We start from the raw sequence: 15,884 nt of genomic DNA on the forward strand, positions 1-15,884 counted from the left end.
GAGTGGATCAAAGCCCCCGGCCGACCCGGCACGGGAGCGCCGGTACGGCCGGGCCGCCCCGGCGCGGCCTCGCGCTGTTCGTCATCGCCTCGTGCCAGCTCATGGTGGTCCTCGACGTCACCATCGTGAACATCGCGCTGCCGCACATCCAGACAGCCCTGGGCTTCTCCACCGAGAGCCTGTCCTGGGTGGTCAACGCCTACACCCTCACCTTCGGCGGGCTGCTCCTCCTCGGCGGCCGCGCCGGCGACATCCTCGGTCGGCGCCGGGTCTTCGTCTTCGGCGTGCTGCTCTTCGGGCTGGCCTCGCTGCTCGGCGGCCTCGCGCAGAACTCCGGCCAGCTGATGGCCGCCCGCGCCCTCCAGGGCGCCGGCGGCGCGATCGCTTCCCCGACCGGGCTCGCGCTGATCAGCACCAACTTCCGTGAAGGGCCGGACCGCAACCGGGCGTTCGGCGTGTTCGCGGCCGTCTCGGCGGGCGGCGGCGCCATCGGGCTGCTGGCCGGCGGCATCCTCGTCGAATGGCTCGACTGGCGCTGGGTTCTCTTCGTGAACGTCCCGATCGCCGCGCTGATCGCGCTGGCCACCCCGCGCGTGATCACGGAGTCCGCGCGCCACCCCGGACACTTCGACCTCGCCGGCGCCCTGACCTGCACGCTCGGCATGGTCACGCTGGTCTACGGGTTCATCCGCGCGGCCCAGGACGGCTGGCGCGACCCTGTCACCCTGGCCTCGTTCGGCGCGGCGGTCGTGCTGCTCGCCGCGTTCGCCCTGGTCGAGCGGCGCTCGCGGCAGCCGATCACCCCGCTGCACTTGATCGCCGACCGTAACCGTGCCGGGACGTACGGCATCATGCTCTTCTTCGCCTGCTCGATCTTCGGCATGTTCTTCTTCCTGACGCTGTTCGTGCAGAACGTCCTCGGCTTCAGCCCGTTCCGGGCGGGCGTGGCCTTCCTGCCGGTCAGCGTGGTCGTCGCGGTCACGGCGAATTTCACCTCGCGGATGCTGCCGAGGTTCGGCCCCAAACCGTTCATGGTGGCCGGCGCGCTGTGCGCGGCGGGGGGCCTGGCCTGGCTGACGCGGATCGACGTCCACTCCACGTACCTGGGCAGCATCCTGGGCCCGATGCTGGTGTTCAGCTGCGGCATGGGCATGCAGTTCGTGTCCCTGACCCTGATGGCCCTCTCCGGCGTCGCCGACCGTGAGTCGGGTGCGGCCTCGGGCCTGCTGAACACCACGCAGCAGGTGGGCGGCTCGCTGGGGCTGTCCATCCTGGTCACGGTCTTCGGTACGGCCAGCCGCGACGAGGCGAAGGAGCAGGTGCCGGCCTTCCTCGCCGAGGCCGGCCCGGCGCAGAAGCTCCTCTTCGCCCGCACCGGCCGGCTCCCCGACCCCTGGGGCGACCAGGTCCTGGCCTCCGGCGTCTCGGCGGCCTTCGTCATGGGCTCCTGCTTCACGCTGGCCGCCGCCCTGATCGCCCTGTTCGTGATCCAGGTCCGCTCCTCCGACATCGAACGCCTGAAGGGCAACCACACGGCGGTCGGGGTGTGAGGGCCCCGTCCGCGGATCAGGGGCGCGGGCGTGCGCGCAGGCGGCAGCGGGCCGGGCCCGTGGGGCGCAGGGTGATGCCGGTCGTGACCGGGACCTCCGGGTCGACGGCGTCGAACGCGTAGCGGTCCAGGATCATCGCCAGGGCGATCACCGACTCCAGCATCGAGAAGTGCTGGCCGATGCACGCGCGCGGGCCGCCGCCGAACGGGAACCAGGCATAGCGCGGGCGGCCCGCCTCCTGTTCCGGGGTGAAGCGGTCGGGGTCGAAGCGGTCCGGGTCGGGCCAGTGCTGCGGGTGGCGGTGGGTCACCCACGGGGACACGATCACGTCCGCCCCGGCCGGCACGGTGTACCCGCCGATCTCGGTGGCGGCGACCGCCCGCCGCCCGATGACCGGCGCGGCCGGGTACAGCCGCATCGCCTCCTTCAGTACCCGCGTCAGGTACGGCAGCCGGTCCAGGTCGGCCGCCTGCGGCGGACGGCCGCCCAGCACCCGGTCGACCTCCTCGTGCGCCCGGGCCTGCTGCTCGGGGTGGCGGGCCAGCAGGTGCAGGGCGAACGCCAGCGAGGTGGCCGTCGTCTCATGGCCGGCGAGCAGGAAGACGAGGACCTGGTCGCGCAGTTCGGTGGCGTCGAAGCCGGCGTCGCCGTCGCTGCGCGCGGCGGCGAGCAGCGTCAGCAGGTCCTGGCCGCCCTCGCCCGCCTCGCCCGCCGCCTGCCGCTCGGCGACGATCCGGTCGCACACCCCGTACAGCTCGTCCATCGCCGCGGCGGCCCGCCGGTTGCCCGGAGTCGGCCAGTGGCGGGGGAAGTTGGCGGGGGAGTAGCCGCGCCGCATCACGTACTCGGCGATGACCGGGAAACACCGGTCGACGACCCCCACCGTCTCGTCGACGTCCGTACCGAACAGGATCCGGGCGACGGCGCGCAGCGCCAGCCGCATCATCTCGTCGGACACGTCGACCACCGCGCCGTCGTGCCAGCCGCCGATCGAGGCCGCCGTCTCGGCCGCGACCGCGCCGGCGTACCCGTCCACCCGCCTGCGGGTGAACAGCGGCTGCACCAGCCGCCGCTGGCGCAGGTAGTCCTCGTCCTGGCTGGTCAGCAGGCCGTTGCCGAAGGAGTCGCGGACCTCCTGGTAGAAGACGTTGTCCTTGCGGAAGTTGGCCGATTCCGACGCCAGCACCTGCTGGGCACCCTCCGGGGAGAAGACGCAGTACATCTGCGCGCGCAGCCCGGGCGGCCCCGCGGTGATCCGTACGACGTCCCCGTGCGCCTGCTGGGCGCGCAGGAACGTGCCGAGGGAGTCGCTGCGGAGGTCGAGCAGCGACCCGAGCAGCGGTGTTCCGGCCGGGCCGGGGACCTCCGTACCGATCGTCGTATCCACTGCCATGCCCGCCGCCCCCTCGACCCGCTGCCGCACCACTGCTCCGCCGCGTAGATTCTGCCCCCGCCGGGCCGGACCGGGCGAGCGTGCGGTCACCCGTCCGGCTGAAATCCGACGGTGGCTACTTGTCGCAGGCGATCCCGTCGTTGTCGCGGTCGAGGTGCTTGCCGTAGCCGGGCTGACCGCGCCGGATGGGTGCCGCGCCGGCCGCCTTGGCCTCGGCGCAGTTCCTGTAGGAGACGCTGCCGCCGCCCCCGCCCGTCGTCTTCGGCGCGTCCGGCACCTTGGTGGAGGGCGCCGGCGCGGGCGCCTTCGACGGGGCCTTCGAGGCGGCGCCCGACGGTGCCTTCGCCGGTGGCGGTGTGCTCGGACCCTTGCCGGGCTTCAGGGTGGCCCCGGCCTGTTCGGGACACGGCGTCCCGGGCGCCGTCAGCGACAGCTCGACCCGGCCGCCGGGCGTGACCTCGGTCCCCGCCGCCGGCGTCTGGAAGCACACGGTCCACGCCGCGTGGTCCGCGGGGAGCCGTACGTCCGCGTACGCGCTGCGCGGTTCGAGCGTGACCGCGACGCCGAGCTTGTTCACGGCCGCCGAGGCGTCGGTGAACCCCTGCCCGACGACCTGCGGCATCACCGGTGCGGTGGGCGCGCTGGGCACGGCCGCGACCTTGTCCGAGCCCGTCGTGCCGGACCCCTTCTCCGTGCCGCCCCCACAGCCGGCCCCGAGCAGCACCACGGCCCCCACCACGGCCACCGCGGCGACTCGTCGAGCACCAGGACGACCGGGACGACCGGGACCACCGGGACCACCCAAAACACGCAGAACACCGAACACGATCAAGCCCCCCAGGACCAGAACTCCGCGAAACCGCCGCAGCATATGCGCCCGTCGGCGCGGACGTGGGGCTTTTCCGGTATGTCCGGCGACGGCCCGGGCTCCGTACGACGCGCCCGGGGCCTGTCGTACGGGCCCCGGGCGCGCGAGGGGACGTCCTAGATGTCCCGGAACGTCTCGATCTGGGCGCCGACCGAGTTGAGGCGTTCGGCCAGCTCCTCGTAACCGCGGTTGATGACGTAGACGTTGCGCAGCACCGAGGTGCCCTCCGCCGCCATCATCGCCAGCAGGACCACGACCGCCGGGCGCAGGGCCGGCGGGCACATCATCTCCGCCGCGCGCCAGCGGGTGGGGCCCTCGACCAGGACGCGGTGCGGGTCCAGGAGCTGCAGGCGCCCGCCGAGCCGGTTGAGGTCGGTCAGGTAGATGGCCCGGTTGTCGTACACCCAGTCGTGGATCAGGGTCTGGCCCTGGGCCACGGCCGCGATGGCCGCGAAGAACGGGACGTTGTCGATGTTCAGCCCCGGGAACGGCATCGGGTGGATCTTGTCGATCGGGGCTTCGAGCTTGGACGGGCGGACCGTCAGGTCGACCAGGCGGGTACGGCCGTTGTCGGCGACGTACTCCGCCGACCGGTCGTGGTCCAGGCCCATCTCCTCCAGGACCGCGAGCTCGATCTCCATGAACTCGATCGGCACCCGGCGGATGGTCAGTTCGGACTCGGTGACGACCGCCGCGGCCAGCAGGCTCATCGCCTCGACCGGGTCCTCGGACGGCGAGTAGTCCACGTCCACGTCGATGGTCGGCACACCGTGCACGGTCAGGGTGGTGGAGCCGATGCCCTCGACCTTGACGCCCAGTGCCTCCAGGAAGAAGCACAGGTCCTGGACCATGTAGTTGGAGGAGGCGTTGCGGATGACGGTGACGCCGTCGTGCCGGGCGGCCGCCAGCAGCGCGTTCTCGGTGACGGTGTCCCCGCGCTCGGTCAGCACGATCGGGCGGTCGGGGTGCACGCCGGTCTCGACCTGCGCGTGGTAGATGCCCTCGGTCGCGGTGATGTCCAGGCCGAACCGGCGCAGCGCGATCATGTGCGGCTCGATGGTGCGGGTGCCGAGGTCGCAGCCGCCGGCGTACGGCAGCCGGAAGCGGTCCATGCGGTGCAGCAGCGGGCCGAGGAACATGATGATGCTGCGGGTACGGCGGGCCGCCTCCGCGTCGATGGCGTCCATGTCGAGCTCGGCCGGCGGGACGATCTCCAGGTCCACGCCGTCGTTGATCCAGCGGGTGCGCACGCCGATGGAGTTCAGGACCTCCAGCAGGCGGTACACCTCTTCGATGCGCGCCACCCGGCGCAGCACCGTACGGCCCTTGTTGAGCAGCGAGGCGCACAGCAGCGCGACACACGCGTTCTTGCTCGTCTTGACGTCGATCGAACCGGACAGCCGGCGCCCGCCGACGACGCGCAGGTGCATCGGGCCGGAGTAGCCCAGAGAGACGATTTCGCTGTCGAGGGCCTCGCCGATCCGGGCGATCATCTCAAGGCTGATGTTCTGGTTGCCGCGCTCGATCCGGTTCACGGCGCTCTGGCTGGTGCCGAGCGCATCGGCAAGCTGACTCTGTGTCCAGCCCCGGTGCTGCCGGGCGTCACGGATGAGCTTGCCGATGCGTACGAGGTAGTCGTCTGCCATGGGTGCACGGTATCTCAGATATGAGATGCCCTTCGCATCGGGCGTGGCGGACGGGTGTTACCGACCGTCAGATTCCACCGGGCCGGTCCTCGCGGCGAGATGACCGCCGCCCGGAAGAATGGTGGGATTTGCACTCCTTCTGGGTGATGGGGGGATGATCAGAGGAATCGGGGTGAATGGTGCGGGTTCGGAACGTCAGTGCGCGCCGTGGCCGCACGCCGCGTGCCGGTCGCCGTGCACCGCGCCGTACGCCGCCGGGCGGGACGCCGCACCGCGCGCCACCCGGTCCGCGGCGGCCCGGCCGGACGCCGACCCGGCGTCGTGCACCACACGCCCGCCGACCAGCGTCATCCGTACCTGCGTACCGCTGATGTCGGCCACCGGGCAGCGCGTCACATCGCGGTCCAGCAGCACCAGATCCGCCGCCCGGCCCCGCTCGACGGTGCCCGTCAGGCCGTCCTGGCGCAGCTGCCACGCGGTGCCCAGGGTGTGCGCCCGCAGGGCGGAGGTCCGGTCGAGGCCCTCCAGCTCCCGGTACAGCGGGCCCCTGCCGTACGCGCCCTGCCGGTCGACGGCGGTCCGCAGCTGGTTCCACACCTGGAGCGCGTCCACCGGCCAGTCGGAGCCGCCCGACAGCCGGGCGCCCGCCCGCTCCAGGCTGCGCGCCGGGTACATCCAGCGGTGCCGGCGCGGCCCGATGTACGGCAGCAGCGCCTCGTTCGTCCAGGTGTCCTCGGCCGCCCACTGCAACTGCATGCAGGCGGCCACCCCCAACTGCGCGAACCGGCGCAGATCGGCCGGGTCGACGATCTGGAGGTGCGCGATCGCGTTGCGCGCGTCACGCTGCCCCGTCACACGGCGCGCGTACGCATATCCGTCCAGAGCGGTCCGTACCGCCCGGTCGCCCAGTCCGTGCGCGTGCATCTGCCAGCCGATCCGGTTGAAGGCGGCCGTCAGCTTCCCGTAGTCGGCGGCCGAGGTGTACAGCTCGCCGCGGTTCCCGGTCGGCCTGCCGTCGCCGTCCAGGTACGGCTCCAGCAGCGCCGCCGTCTGCGCCGGGTACTCGATGACCCCGTCCAGGAACACCTTGATCATCCCGAGCCGGAGCCCGGACACCCCCCGGAACTCCCGCTCCAGCCCCCGCGCGTACGCCACCGAGGCCGCCGGGTCCTTGGTCTGCTCCACGTCCAGGCGCACGGCCGCGACGATCCGCTGCGGGAGCTGCCCGGCGGCGGACAGGGCCCGGTAGAGCTCCAGTTCGTGGCGGCCGGCCCAGGCGTCCATGAAGGTGGTGATCCCGGAGGCGGCCGCCTCGGCCAGCACCCGGGCGCACGCGGCGACCAGCTGGTCCCGGGTCGGCGCCGGGATGTGCCGCTTCACCAGCTCCTGGGCGTCGTCCTTGAGGACCCCCGTCGGCTGCCCGTCCGCCCCCTTGACGATCTTGCCGCCGGCCGGGTCGGGCGTCGCCGCCGTGATGCCCGCGATGTCCAGGGCGCGCCGGTTGGCCCACAGGTTGTGGCCGTCGCCGCCGACCAGCACGAGGGGCCGCCGGGTGGGCAGCGCGTCGAGCATCGTGTGGTGCGGGACCGTGCCCGTGGGCAGCAGCCCGACCGGGTTCCAGTCCTCCACCACCAGCCACGTGTCCGGCTCCGCGCCCGCGCCGCCGGTCTCGGCGAGGAAGCCGGTGAGGATCTCCGTGAGCTGGGCGAGGGTGGTCTCGGCGCCGTCCAGGGAGGGCCGCAGCGACCGGTCGCCCGCGCCCAGCGGGTGCGCGTGGCCGTCGTGGATGCCGCTCATCACCGTGTTCCCGCGCGCGTCGACCACCTCGGTGTCGCGGCCGGCCAGCCGGCGTACGTCGGCATCCCGCCCGGTCGCCAGGATCCGGCCGTCCCGGCCCACGGCCACGGCCGTCACGGGGGCGCCGCCGGAGGTGCCCGTGAACACCCGGGCGTTGTGGAACACCAGCGCCGCGCCGGTGCGGCCGCCCGCCGCGGCCGCCGTACCGGCGCCGGCGGTGGCCAGCAGCCCGGCCGTACCGGCGGCCCCGGCCGCGACGAGCACGCCGCGCCGCGACAGCGAGGCCCGGGCGGATCCGGCGGGCCCTGCGGATCCGGCGGGCCCTGCGGATCCGGCGGGCCCTGCGGACCCTGCGGACCCGGCGGGCCCGGTGGACCCGTCGGCCGCGGAAGACCGCGGAGAGGACCCGGGGAAGGACGAGGATTCCGTCATGACCACTCCAAACTCTCGGCTGTGGCCAGGACACTGTTTGATTAAGTCCTTAACCAGAACCCGCCGTCGACGACGGAATCCGTACGATGGCCCGACGATGAACCGCGCGCCCGGACCCACCCTCGCCGACATCGCGCGCGCCGCGGAGGTCTCCACCGCGACGGTCTCGCACGCCCTCAACGGCACCGGCCGGCTCGCCGACGCCACCCGCCGCCGGGTCCGCGAGATCGCGACCGGACTCGGGTACGCGGCGCCCAGCGCCCCGCGCACGCGCAGCCTGGGCCTGGCCGTCACCACGTTCGCCGGGTCCGCCTGGAACTTCGTCGCGGTGTCCTACTTCTCCCAGTGGCTGACGGCCGCCACCGCCGCCGCCCACGCCCACGGGTACGCCCTGACCACCCTGCCCGCCGACCGCGGGGCCGGAACCCCGTGGCACACCCTCGCCGTCGACGGGATGCTGCTGCTCGACAGCCCACGCGGCGACCCGGTGCTCAGCGCCCTGCGCGCCCGGGGCATCCCCGTCGTCTTCGACGGCCGCCCCGCCGATCCGCGCCCCGGCGACGTCTGGGTGGACAACGACCACGCCGCGACCACGCGTGAGGTCCTCGGCCACCTCGCCGCGGCCGGCGCCCGCCGGATCGCCCTGCACGGCGGCTTCGGCGACGAGCACTACACATACGCGGTGACCCGGGCGTACGAGGAGTGGTGCGCGGAGCACGGCCGCGCACCACTGGTGATCCCCTTCGCCCCCGACGACGCACCCGGCCACGCCTTCGACCGGGCCTTCGCCACGCGCGCCGCCGACGCCGTCTACTGCCTCTACGACCCCGGCGCCCGCCAGGCCCTGGCGGCGGCCGCCCGCCACGGCCTGACCGTCCCCGAGGGGCTGCTCCTGGTCTGCGCGAGCGAGGACCCGGCGTACGAGCGGTCCGCCCCGCCGGTCACCACGGTCACCCTGAACCCGGCCCTCACCGCCGAAACAGCGGTCGCGGCCCTGATCGCGATCGTGGAGTCCGGCACCGGCGGGCCGCCCTCCCCGCCGACCGTGCCCGCAGGCCTGCTGGTCCGGGCGTCCTCGGTCCGGCGGTGACGGCCGGGTCGTTCAGTCGCCGCCGAGGACGACTCCGGTGTTGACCACGCCGGTGATCGCGGAGCCGTGCGCGCCGGTGATCAGGATGCCGGTGTTTCCGGTTCCTCCGACGATGCGGACGGACGGGGCCGGATCTCCCGGCAGCAGCATGAGTTCCTCCAGCAGGTCCGTCGCCCCGTTCGCGAAGGCCCGCTCCACCACGTCCTCCCACGGGAGTTCCCCCGACGACCTACCGGCCAGCCGCTTGCGCACCCGCCGGGCCAGCACCGGATCCAGCGCCGTGACGATCCCGGCGGCCGCGACGGGCGCCGCACCGTGTTCCTCCAGTGCCGCCCCCAGCCACCGGGCCAGGTTCCGGCGTGTCCCGACGGCCTCGGGATGGTCGGCCCCCAGCACCCGGATCTGGTCGGCGGCCAGCGGGATCAGGGTGCGCGCGGCCTCGACGCCGTCCCCGGCGGCCCCGAGCCACGTGGCCAGGTTGTTGCGGGAGGTGAGGGTGTTGGGGTGCTCGGGTCCCAGCACCCGCGTCTGCTCGGCCACCAGCTGCCTCTGGAGCCGGACGGCCGCCGGGAAGTCCCCCTGCCCGCCCAGCGCGTTGGCGAGGTTGCCCCGGGTGAGGAGGGTGGAGGGGTGCTCCGGCCCCAGTACCCGGATCTCGTCCGCCAGCAGCGCCTTCAGCTGGGCCACGGCCCGTGCGGTGTCGCCCCTCTGGACGAGGACCATGGCCAGGTTGCCGCGGGTCGCGAAGGTCTGCGGGTGGTCGTTGCCGAGGACGGCCCGGCGGGCGGACAGCACCTCCTCGTACTCGCGTGCCGCCCGCGCCGTGTCGCCGGCCTCGCTGCGCCAGTAGGCCAGGCTGTGGCGCACGGACAGGGTTTCCGGGTGGTCCGGCCCCAGCGCCCGTTCGGTGTCCGGCAGCATCGCGACCAGGATGCCGACGGCCCCGGCGGCGTCGCCCGACTGCCCCGTGGCCCACGCCAGGTTGTGCGCGGCCGTCAGGGTGGCGGGGTGCGTGGGCCCCAGTACCCGCGTCTCGTCGGCGACCAGCCGGGCCAGCGTGTCCGCCGCCGCGGCCACGTCCCCGCCGACCAGCCGGTACAGGGCCTCCCACCCCCGCAGCGCGAGCGTCAGGGGATGGTCGGCACCCAGCTGCACGGCGGCGTACACGCACACCGGGCGCAGGTACGCGGCGGCGCTGGCGGGCATGGCCTCCCCGATGCTGCGCGCCAGCCGCAGCAGCACCGGATGCGCTTCCTCCCGGCACAGCACGGCCAGCGCCTGGGCGACCAGGGCGTGCGCGTTGGCCCGGAGCGCCTGCGCCAGGTCGGTGTCGTTCTCGATCTCCGGCCAGATCTCGACCAGGGCGTCGCCGGCGGCCACCGCCGTCTGCTGGAAGACCTCCTCCGACAGGCCTTCCGCCGTCACGCGCTGCACGATGCCGTGCACCTCGACGGACTCGGCGGTCAGGGTGACCAGTCCCAGGCGGTCCAGCGAGCGCAGTGCCAGCTGGGCCGAGAGCCGGTCCACCTGCTGCCCGGACCGCGCCGAGAGGTACCGGCGGGCGGAGTCCCCCAGCAGTACGGCGACGGGCGTGCCCCCTGCGGCCAGCACCGAGCCGAGCTCCAGCAGCGGCCTGGCCAGCCCCGCCGGCCGCATCCGGTCCGCCTGCTCGATGGACAGCACCACGGTGGTCGACACGGTCGCCAACTGGCCGTCCGGCAGTGCCGAGTCGTCGGGGAGGACGTCCACCAGCCGGTAGTCGGCCAGGAGCGCGAGGTACGTGCCGACGTCGAGATCCGCGTCGATCATGTACGCGGTGGCCTGGGCCAGGGCCAGCGGTATGTGGTCCAGCTGAGCGGCGAGCTCGTCCAGGGACGCCGGCTCGGGAAGCCGGCCCGCCGCCGCGAGTTTGCCGGTGAGGTAGGCGCGGGACTCCTCGGGGGTGAAGGGACCGGGCGAGATCAGCCGGCGCAGCTCTCCGCCCAGGGCGGAGTCCCGCCGCCGCGTGGTGACCAGGACGTTGCCGCAGGGTGTGTACGGCGGCCAGAGTTCCCGCAGGTCGGCCGGATTCACCACGTCGTCCAGGACGACGAGCCAGTTCAGCCGTTCCGAGGCCAGGTGGGCCAGGAGCAGCGCGGCCGCCGCCTCGGGGTCGCCGGCCGGTGCGTGCGGCAGCAGCGCGACGGCCGCCTGCGCGTAGCTGCGGACGATCGCCTCGCGGCTGCCCGCCGCGACCCACAGCAGCAGGTCCGGCCGTCTGCGCGCCGCCAGTTCACGGGCCGCGTTGGCCGCCAGCTGGGTCTTGCCGATGCCGCCGAGGCCGGTCAGGACCACGTCGAGCCCGTCGGCGAGGGCCGTGCGGACCTCCTCCTCCACGGCGCGGACCTGGTAGCTGTCCGCCCGCCGGGGCATGACCCCGATCTGCAACGGGAGGGCGACGGCGGCCGGACCGGGAGGGACCAGGGACCCCTCCAGCGGCCGGATCGTCACGGTCACGAACCCGTCGGCCTCCACCACGCTCGGCCGGGTCGTCCCGGCCTCCGCGCAGTCCGCCAGCGCCGTGGGGATGCCGCTGCCCTCGCCCTCGACCAGCCGGGTCCACGCCAGCAGCCGGGCCAGCTGGAAGTTGCGTTTGGCCGACTGCCCCTCCAGCGCGCCCAGGTCCAGCGGGCGCACGCCGACCGCGCGGCCGTACCAGCCGCCGGGGCTGCTGATCTCCAGACGGTCCTCGAAGAGGCGTACGTGGACACAGGCGTCGTCACGGGCGTAGTCGCGGTGCACGACGGCGTTGGCGATGATCTCGCGGACGGCGATCATGGGGTACGCGTACAAGGGCTCGGCGCGGGCCAGGTCCGCCGAGGGCCGCTCGGCGACGCGTACCCGGTCGGCGACGAAGGCGCGGGCGGCGACGATCACCTCGGCCACCGGGCCCTCCAGGGTGAGCGAGTCCCGGGCTGCGGAGCGGTCCGTACCGAAGTACCGGACGCACTTGACCATCGACCGGACGGATTCCGGGCCCGGGTGGCGGGCGAAGAGGAGGGCGCCGGTCCGGGTCAGGACGCCGTCGACCGATACGGCGGCCCGGCTGAGGAACTCGCTCCCGGTGAGGCCGGCCGGGTAGCGGGCCAGGACCTCCTCCCGCAGATCGGCGCGGAAGGCCTGCAGAGCCTCGTGGTCATGGACCGTCACGCCGCTGGGACGGTCCATGAACTGGAGCGGGGACTCCTCGGAGGCGGCGCCGGCCCCGGTCGGTGGGGGCGCCGGCGCGGGCGGCGGCAGCGGTGGGAAGCGGCTGCGCAGCGCCGTCAGCAGCTGCGCCACCGCATGCCCCGGGTCCTGGTCGTAGCGGGCCACCACCGTGTTCACCGCGAGCGGGGCGATATGGACCCCCTCGTCCATCTGGACGACGAACACCCGCGGTGGACCGGTGTGCGCCGCGTTCACGATCTTGTGCGTCCACTCGCTGCCCACGGCCCTGTACGTGGCGCACAGCACGACGGGCGCCCCCCGCCCCAGGGCCCGGGTGGCTTCGCCGACGATGGAGTCGCCCACCAGGACCGTGCCGTTGTGGGTGACGTCGTACCCGGCCTCGCGCAGCGGCCCCGCGAGCGTCTCGGCGTGCGGTTCCTCGCCGGGCGCCGCCACGATGTAGACCTCCTGCGCCGTCGCGGTGCTCATCGGCGCAGCGCACGGTCGAGCTCGGCGACCCCTGCCTCCCAGTCGGTCACCAGATCGGCGTACCGGATGTCGGCCAGGATCGCGGGCGGGGAGCCGCCGGTCAGGCGGACCGGCAGGAGGGTGATGCCGGCGCCGTCCAGCTGGCGGGCCAGCGCGGACATCCACTCGCGGGCCGTCCAGGGGGCGTGCACCCCGGCGTCGGACAGACACAGGACGAGGTGGGTGGCGTCGGCCAGACCGCGCTCCATGGCGCCCACGATCGACACCCCGACCCCGACCTCCCACACGTCCAGCCAGACCTGGTGCCCCAAGCCGACGAGAGCAGTGCCGAGAACCTCGGCCTCGTCCCCGTCCACGCTGCGGTGACTGATGAACACGCCCGCCATGTGCCGCCCCCCGAGCTTCCGCGCCCCTGTGCCGGTCGCGCAGCAGCATACGGATGGGAGGCGCTCCGGGTGACCCGAATCCGAGGACCCCAGGGCGCGTGCAGACCTCAGGGGCGGCCATGTACTAGAGTTATCTCGACATCGAGATAACTGCCTAAGGCGTCCCGCAGCCGCGCCGCAGGTAAGGGTTACCTAACTTAGCCCTACCTTAGCGGATTGGCCAGAGTGCCAGGCGGCAGGATGCGGTTGAACGCGCGAATTCATGCATGAAGGAGACTGTCGTGTCGGCGAACAGCTTCGACGCCCGCAGCACGCTGCAGGTGGGCGACGAGTCGTACGAGATCTTCCGGCTGGACAAGGTCGAGGGCTCCGCCCGTCTGCCCTACAGCCTGAAGGTCCTGCTGGAGAACCTGCTGCGCACCGAGGACGGCGCGAACATCACCGCCGACCACATCCGGGCCCTCGGCGGCTGGGACTCGCAGGCCCAGCCCAGCCAGGAGATCCAGTTCACGCCCGCGCGCGTGATCATGCAGGACTTCACCGGTGTTCCCTGCGTCGTCGACCTCGCCACCATGCGTGAGGCCGTCAAGGCGCTCGGCGGCGACCCGTCGAAGATCAACCCGCTGGCCCCGGCCGAGCTGGTCATCGACCACTCCGTCATCGCGGACAAGTTCGGCACCCCGGACGCCTTCACCCAGAACGTGGAGCTGGAGTACGGCCGCAACAAGGAGCGCTACCAGTTCCTGCGCTGGGGCCAGACCGCCTTCGACGAGTTCAAGGTCGTCCCGCCCGGCACCGGCATCGTCCACCAGGTCAACATCGAGCACCTGGCCCGCACCGTCATGGTCCGTAACGGCCAGGCGTACCCCGACACCCTCGTCGGCACCGACTCCCACACCACCATGGTCAACGGCCTCGGTGTGCTCGGCTGGGGCGTCGGCGGCATCGAGGCCGAGGCCGCGATGCTCGGCCAGCCGGTCTCCATGCTCATCCCGCGCGTCGTCGGCTTCAAGCTGACCGGCGAGCTCCCCACCGGCACCACCGCCACCGACCTGGTGCTCACGATCACCGAGATGCTGCGCAAGCACGGCGTCGTCGGCAAGTTCGTCGAGTTCTACGGTGAGGGCGTCGCCGCCACCTCGCTGGCCAACCGCGCCACCATCGGCAACATGTCGCCCGAGTTCGGCTCCACCGCCGCGATCTTCCCGATCGACGGCGAGACGCTGAAGTACCTCAAGCTCACCGGCCGCTCCGAGCAGCAGGTCGCGCTCGTCGAGGCGTACGCCAAGGAGCAGGGCCTCTGGCTCGACCCGGCCGCCGAGCCGGACTTCTCCGAGAAGCTCGAGCTCGACCTGTCGACCGTCGTCCCCTCCATCGCCGGTCCGAAGCGCCCGCAGGACCGCATCGTCCTGGCCGAGGCCGCCGAGCAGTTCGCGCAGGACGTGCGCAACTACGTCAGCGACGACGAGGAGGCCGGCAAGGAGTCCTTCCCGGCGTCCGACGCCCCGGCCGTCTCCAACGGTGTGCCGACCAAGCCGACCCTGGTCACGCTGGCCGACGGCTCCTCCTTCGAGATCGACCACGGCGCCGTCACGGTCGCCGCGATCACCTCCTGCACCAACACCTCGAACCCCTACGTCATGGTCGCCGCGGCGCTCGTGGCCAAGAAGGCGGTCGAGAAGGGCCTGACCCGCAAGCCGTGGGTCAAGACCACCCTGGCTCCGGGCTCGAAGGTCGTCACCGACTACTTCGACAAGGCCGGCCTCACGCCGTACCTGGACAAGATCGGCTTCAACCTCGTCGGCTACGGCTGCACCACCTGCATCGGCAACTCCGGTCCGCTGGACGAGGAGATCTCGAAGGCGATCAACGACGCCGACCTGGCCGTCACCTCGGTGCTCTCGGGCAACCGCAACTTCGAGGGCCGCATCAACCCCGACGTCAAGATGAACTACCTGGCCTCCCCGCCGCTGGTCGTCGCGTACGCCATCGCGGGCTCCATGAAGGTGGACATCACCAAGGACGCCATCGGCATCGACACCGAGGGCAACCCGGTCTTCCTCAAGGACATCTGGCCCTCCGAGGCCGAGGTCAACGACGTCGTGGCCAACGCCATCGGCGAGGACATGTTCAACAAGTCCTACCGGGACGTCTTCGCGGGCGACGCCCAGTGGCAGGCGCTGCCGATCCCGACCGGCAACACCTTCGAGTGGGACCCGCAGTCCACCTACGTCCGCAAGCCCCCCTACTTCGAGGGCATGACGATGGAGACCACCCCGGTCTCCGACATCGCCGGCGCGCGCGTGCTGGCGAAGCTGGGCGACTCGGTCACCACCGACCACATCTCCCCGGCCGGTGCGATCAAGGCCGACACCCCGGCCGGCAAGTACCTCACCGAGCACGGTGTGGAGCGCCGTGACTTCAACAGCTACGGCTCGCGCCGCGGCAACCACGAGGTCATGATCCGCGGTACGTTCGCCAACATCCGCCTGCGCAACCAGATCGCGCCGGGCACCGAGGGCGGCTTCACCCGCGACTTCACGGTCGAGGGCGCGCCGGTCTCCTTCATCTACGACGCCTCCCAGAACTACCAGGCCGCCGGCATCCCGCTGGTCATCCTGGCGGGCAAGGAGTACGGCTCGGGCTCGTCCCGCGACTGGGCCGCCAAGGGCACCGCGCTGCTCGGCGTCAAGGCCGTCATCGCCGAGTCCTACGAGCGCATCCACCGCTCGAACCTGATCGGCATGGGCGTGCTCCCGCTCCAGTTCCCGGAGGGCGCCTCGGCCGCCTCCCTGGGCCTGACCGGCGAGGAGACCTTCTCCTTCACCGGTGTGGAGGAGCTGAACAACGGCACCACCCCGCGCACGGTCAAGGTGACCACCGACACCGGTGTGGAGTTCGACGCGGTCGTCCGCATCGACACCCCCGGTGAGGCGGACTACTACCGCAACGGCGGCATCATGCAGTACGTCCTGCGGAACCTCATCCGCGGCTAGGAGCCGAAGCCGCCGAGCCGCCGAAGCGACAAGGCGACGAAGCGACAA

The 15,884-nt window shown here is 72.7% G+C and carries 9 protein-coding genes; 3 read left to right on the forward strand and 6 right to left on the reverse strand.

Features of this window, described 5'->3' with window-relative positions; all coding sequences use genetic code 11:
- Positions 1 to 2 precede the first annotated feature (2 nt).
- On the forward strand, positions 3 to 1,550 hold the full coding sequence (locus tag ACIPXB_RS27210; protein WP_401454026.1) for an MFS transporter: 1,548 nt from the start codon (positions 3 to 5) through the stop codon (positions 1,548 to 1,550).
- 16 nt (positions 1,551 to 1,566) lie between these two features.
- On the opposite strand, the gene ACIPXB_RS27215 is transcribed toward ACIPXB_RS27210, so the two are convergent.
- The 4 genes from ACIPXB_RS27215 to ACIPXB_RS27230 all read right to left on the reverse strand — a co-directional run bounded on the left by ACIPXB_RS27215 (position 1,567) and on the right by ACIPXB_RS27230 (position 7,518).
- On the reverse strand, positions 1,567 to 2,943 hold the full coding sequence (locus ACIPXB_RS27215) for a cytochrome P450 (protein WP_401454027.1): 1,377 nt from the start codon (positions 2,941 to 2,943) through the stop codon (positions 1,567 to 1,569).
- Between the two features lie 115 nt (positions 2,944 to 3,058).
- Positions 3,059 to 3,688, reverse strand: coding sequence for an excalibur calcium-binding domain-containing protein (locus ACIPXB_RS27220; RefSeq protein ID WP_401454028.1), 630 nt, complete (start codon positions 3,686 to 3,688; stop codon positions 3,059 to 3,061).
- A 239-nt stretch (positions 3,689 to 3,927) separates the two neighbouring features.
- Positions 3,928 to 5,457: a helix-turn-helix domain-containing protein gene (locus ACIPXB_RS27225; protein WP_401454030.1), complete on the reverse strand. Its 1,530-nt coding sequence runs from the start codon at positions 5,455 to 5,457 to the stop codon at positions 3,928 to 3,930.
- 195 nt (positions 5,458 to 5,652) lie between these two features.
- Positions 5,653 to 7,518 (reverse strand): amidohydrolase, encoded by a 1,866-nt coding sequence (locus ACIPXB_RS27230; RefSeq protein WP_401454031.1) that lies wholly within the window; start codon positions 7,516 to 7,518, stop codon positions 5,653 to 5,655.
- Between the two features lie 265 nt (positions 7,519 to 7,783).
- Here ACIPXB_RS27230 and ACIPXB_RS27235 point away from each other — a divergent pair, with 265 nt between their 5' ends.
- Positions 7,784 to 8,776 carry a LacI family DNA-binding transcriptional regulator gene (locus ACIPXB_RS27235; RefSeq protein ID WP_401454032.1) on the forward strand — a complete coding sequence of 331 codons (993 nt, stop codon included), beginning with the start codon at positions 7,784 to 7,786 and terminating at the stop codon, positions 8,774 to 8,776.
- A gap of 12 nt (positions 8,777 to 8,788) precedes the next feature.
- Here ACIPXB_RS27235 and ACIPXB_RS27240 read toward each other — a convergent pair whose 3' ends face one another.
- Together ACIPXB_RS27240 and ACIPXB_RS27245 are read right to left on the reverse strand one after the other, a co-directional pair.
- The gene (locus ACIPXB_RS27240; protein ID WP_401454033.1) at positions 8,789 to 12,454 is read right to left on the reverse strand and encodes a tetratricopeptide repeat protein; all 3,666 of its coding nucleotides are present in this window, start codon (positions 12,452 to 12,454) and stop codon (positions 8,789 to 8,791) included.
- Positions 12,451 to 12,840 (reverse strand): toll/interleukin-1 receptor domain-containing protein, encoded by a 390-nt coding sequence (locus tag ACIPXB_RS27245; protein ID WP_401454034.1) that lies wholly within the window; start codon positions 12,838 to 12,840, stop codon positions 12,451 to 12,453. The genes ACIPXB_RS27240 and ACIPXB_RS27245 overlap by 4 nt, the downstream gene beginning before the upstream one ends.
- Positions 12,841 to 13,121: 281 nt before the next feature.
- On the opposite strand from ACIPXB_RS27245, the gene acnA reads away from it, so the two are divergent.
- Positions 13,122 to 15,836: an aconitate hydratase AcnA gene (gene acnA, locus ACIPXB_RS27250; RefSeq protein WP_401454036.1), complete on the forward strand. Its 2,715-nt coding sequence runs from the start codon at positions 13,122 to 13,124 to the stop codon at positions 15,834 to 15,836.
- The last annotated feature ends 48 nt before the right edge of the window (positions 15,837 to 15,884 follow it).

The sequence above is a fragment of the Streptomyces sp. NPDC090022 genome (genome assembly GCF_044748145.1).
In the GTDB taxonomy this organism is placed as follows: Bacteria; Actinomycetota; Actinomycetes; order Streptomycetales; family Streptomycetaceae; genus Streptomyces.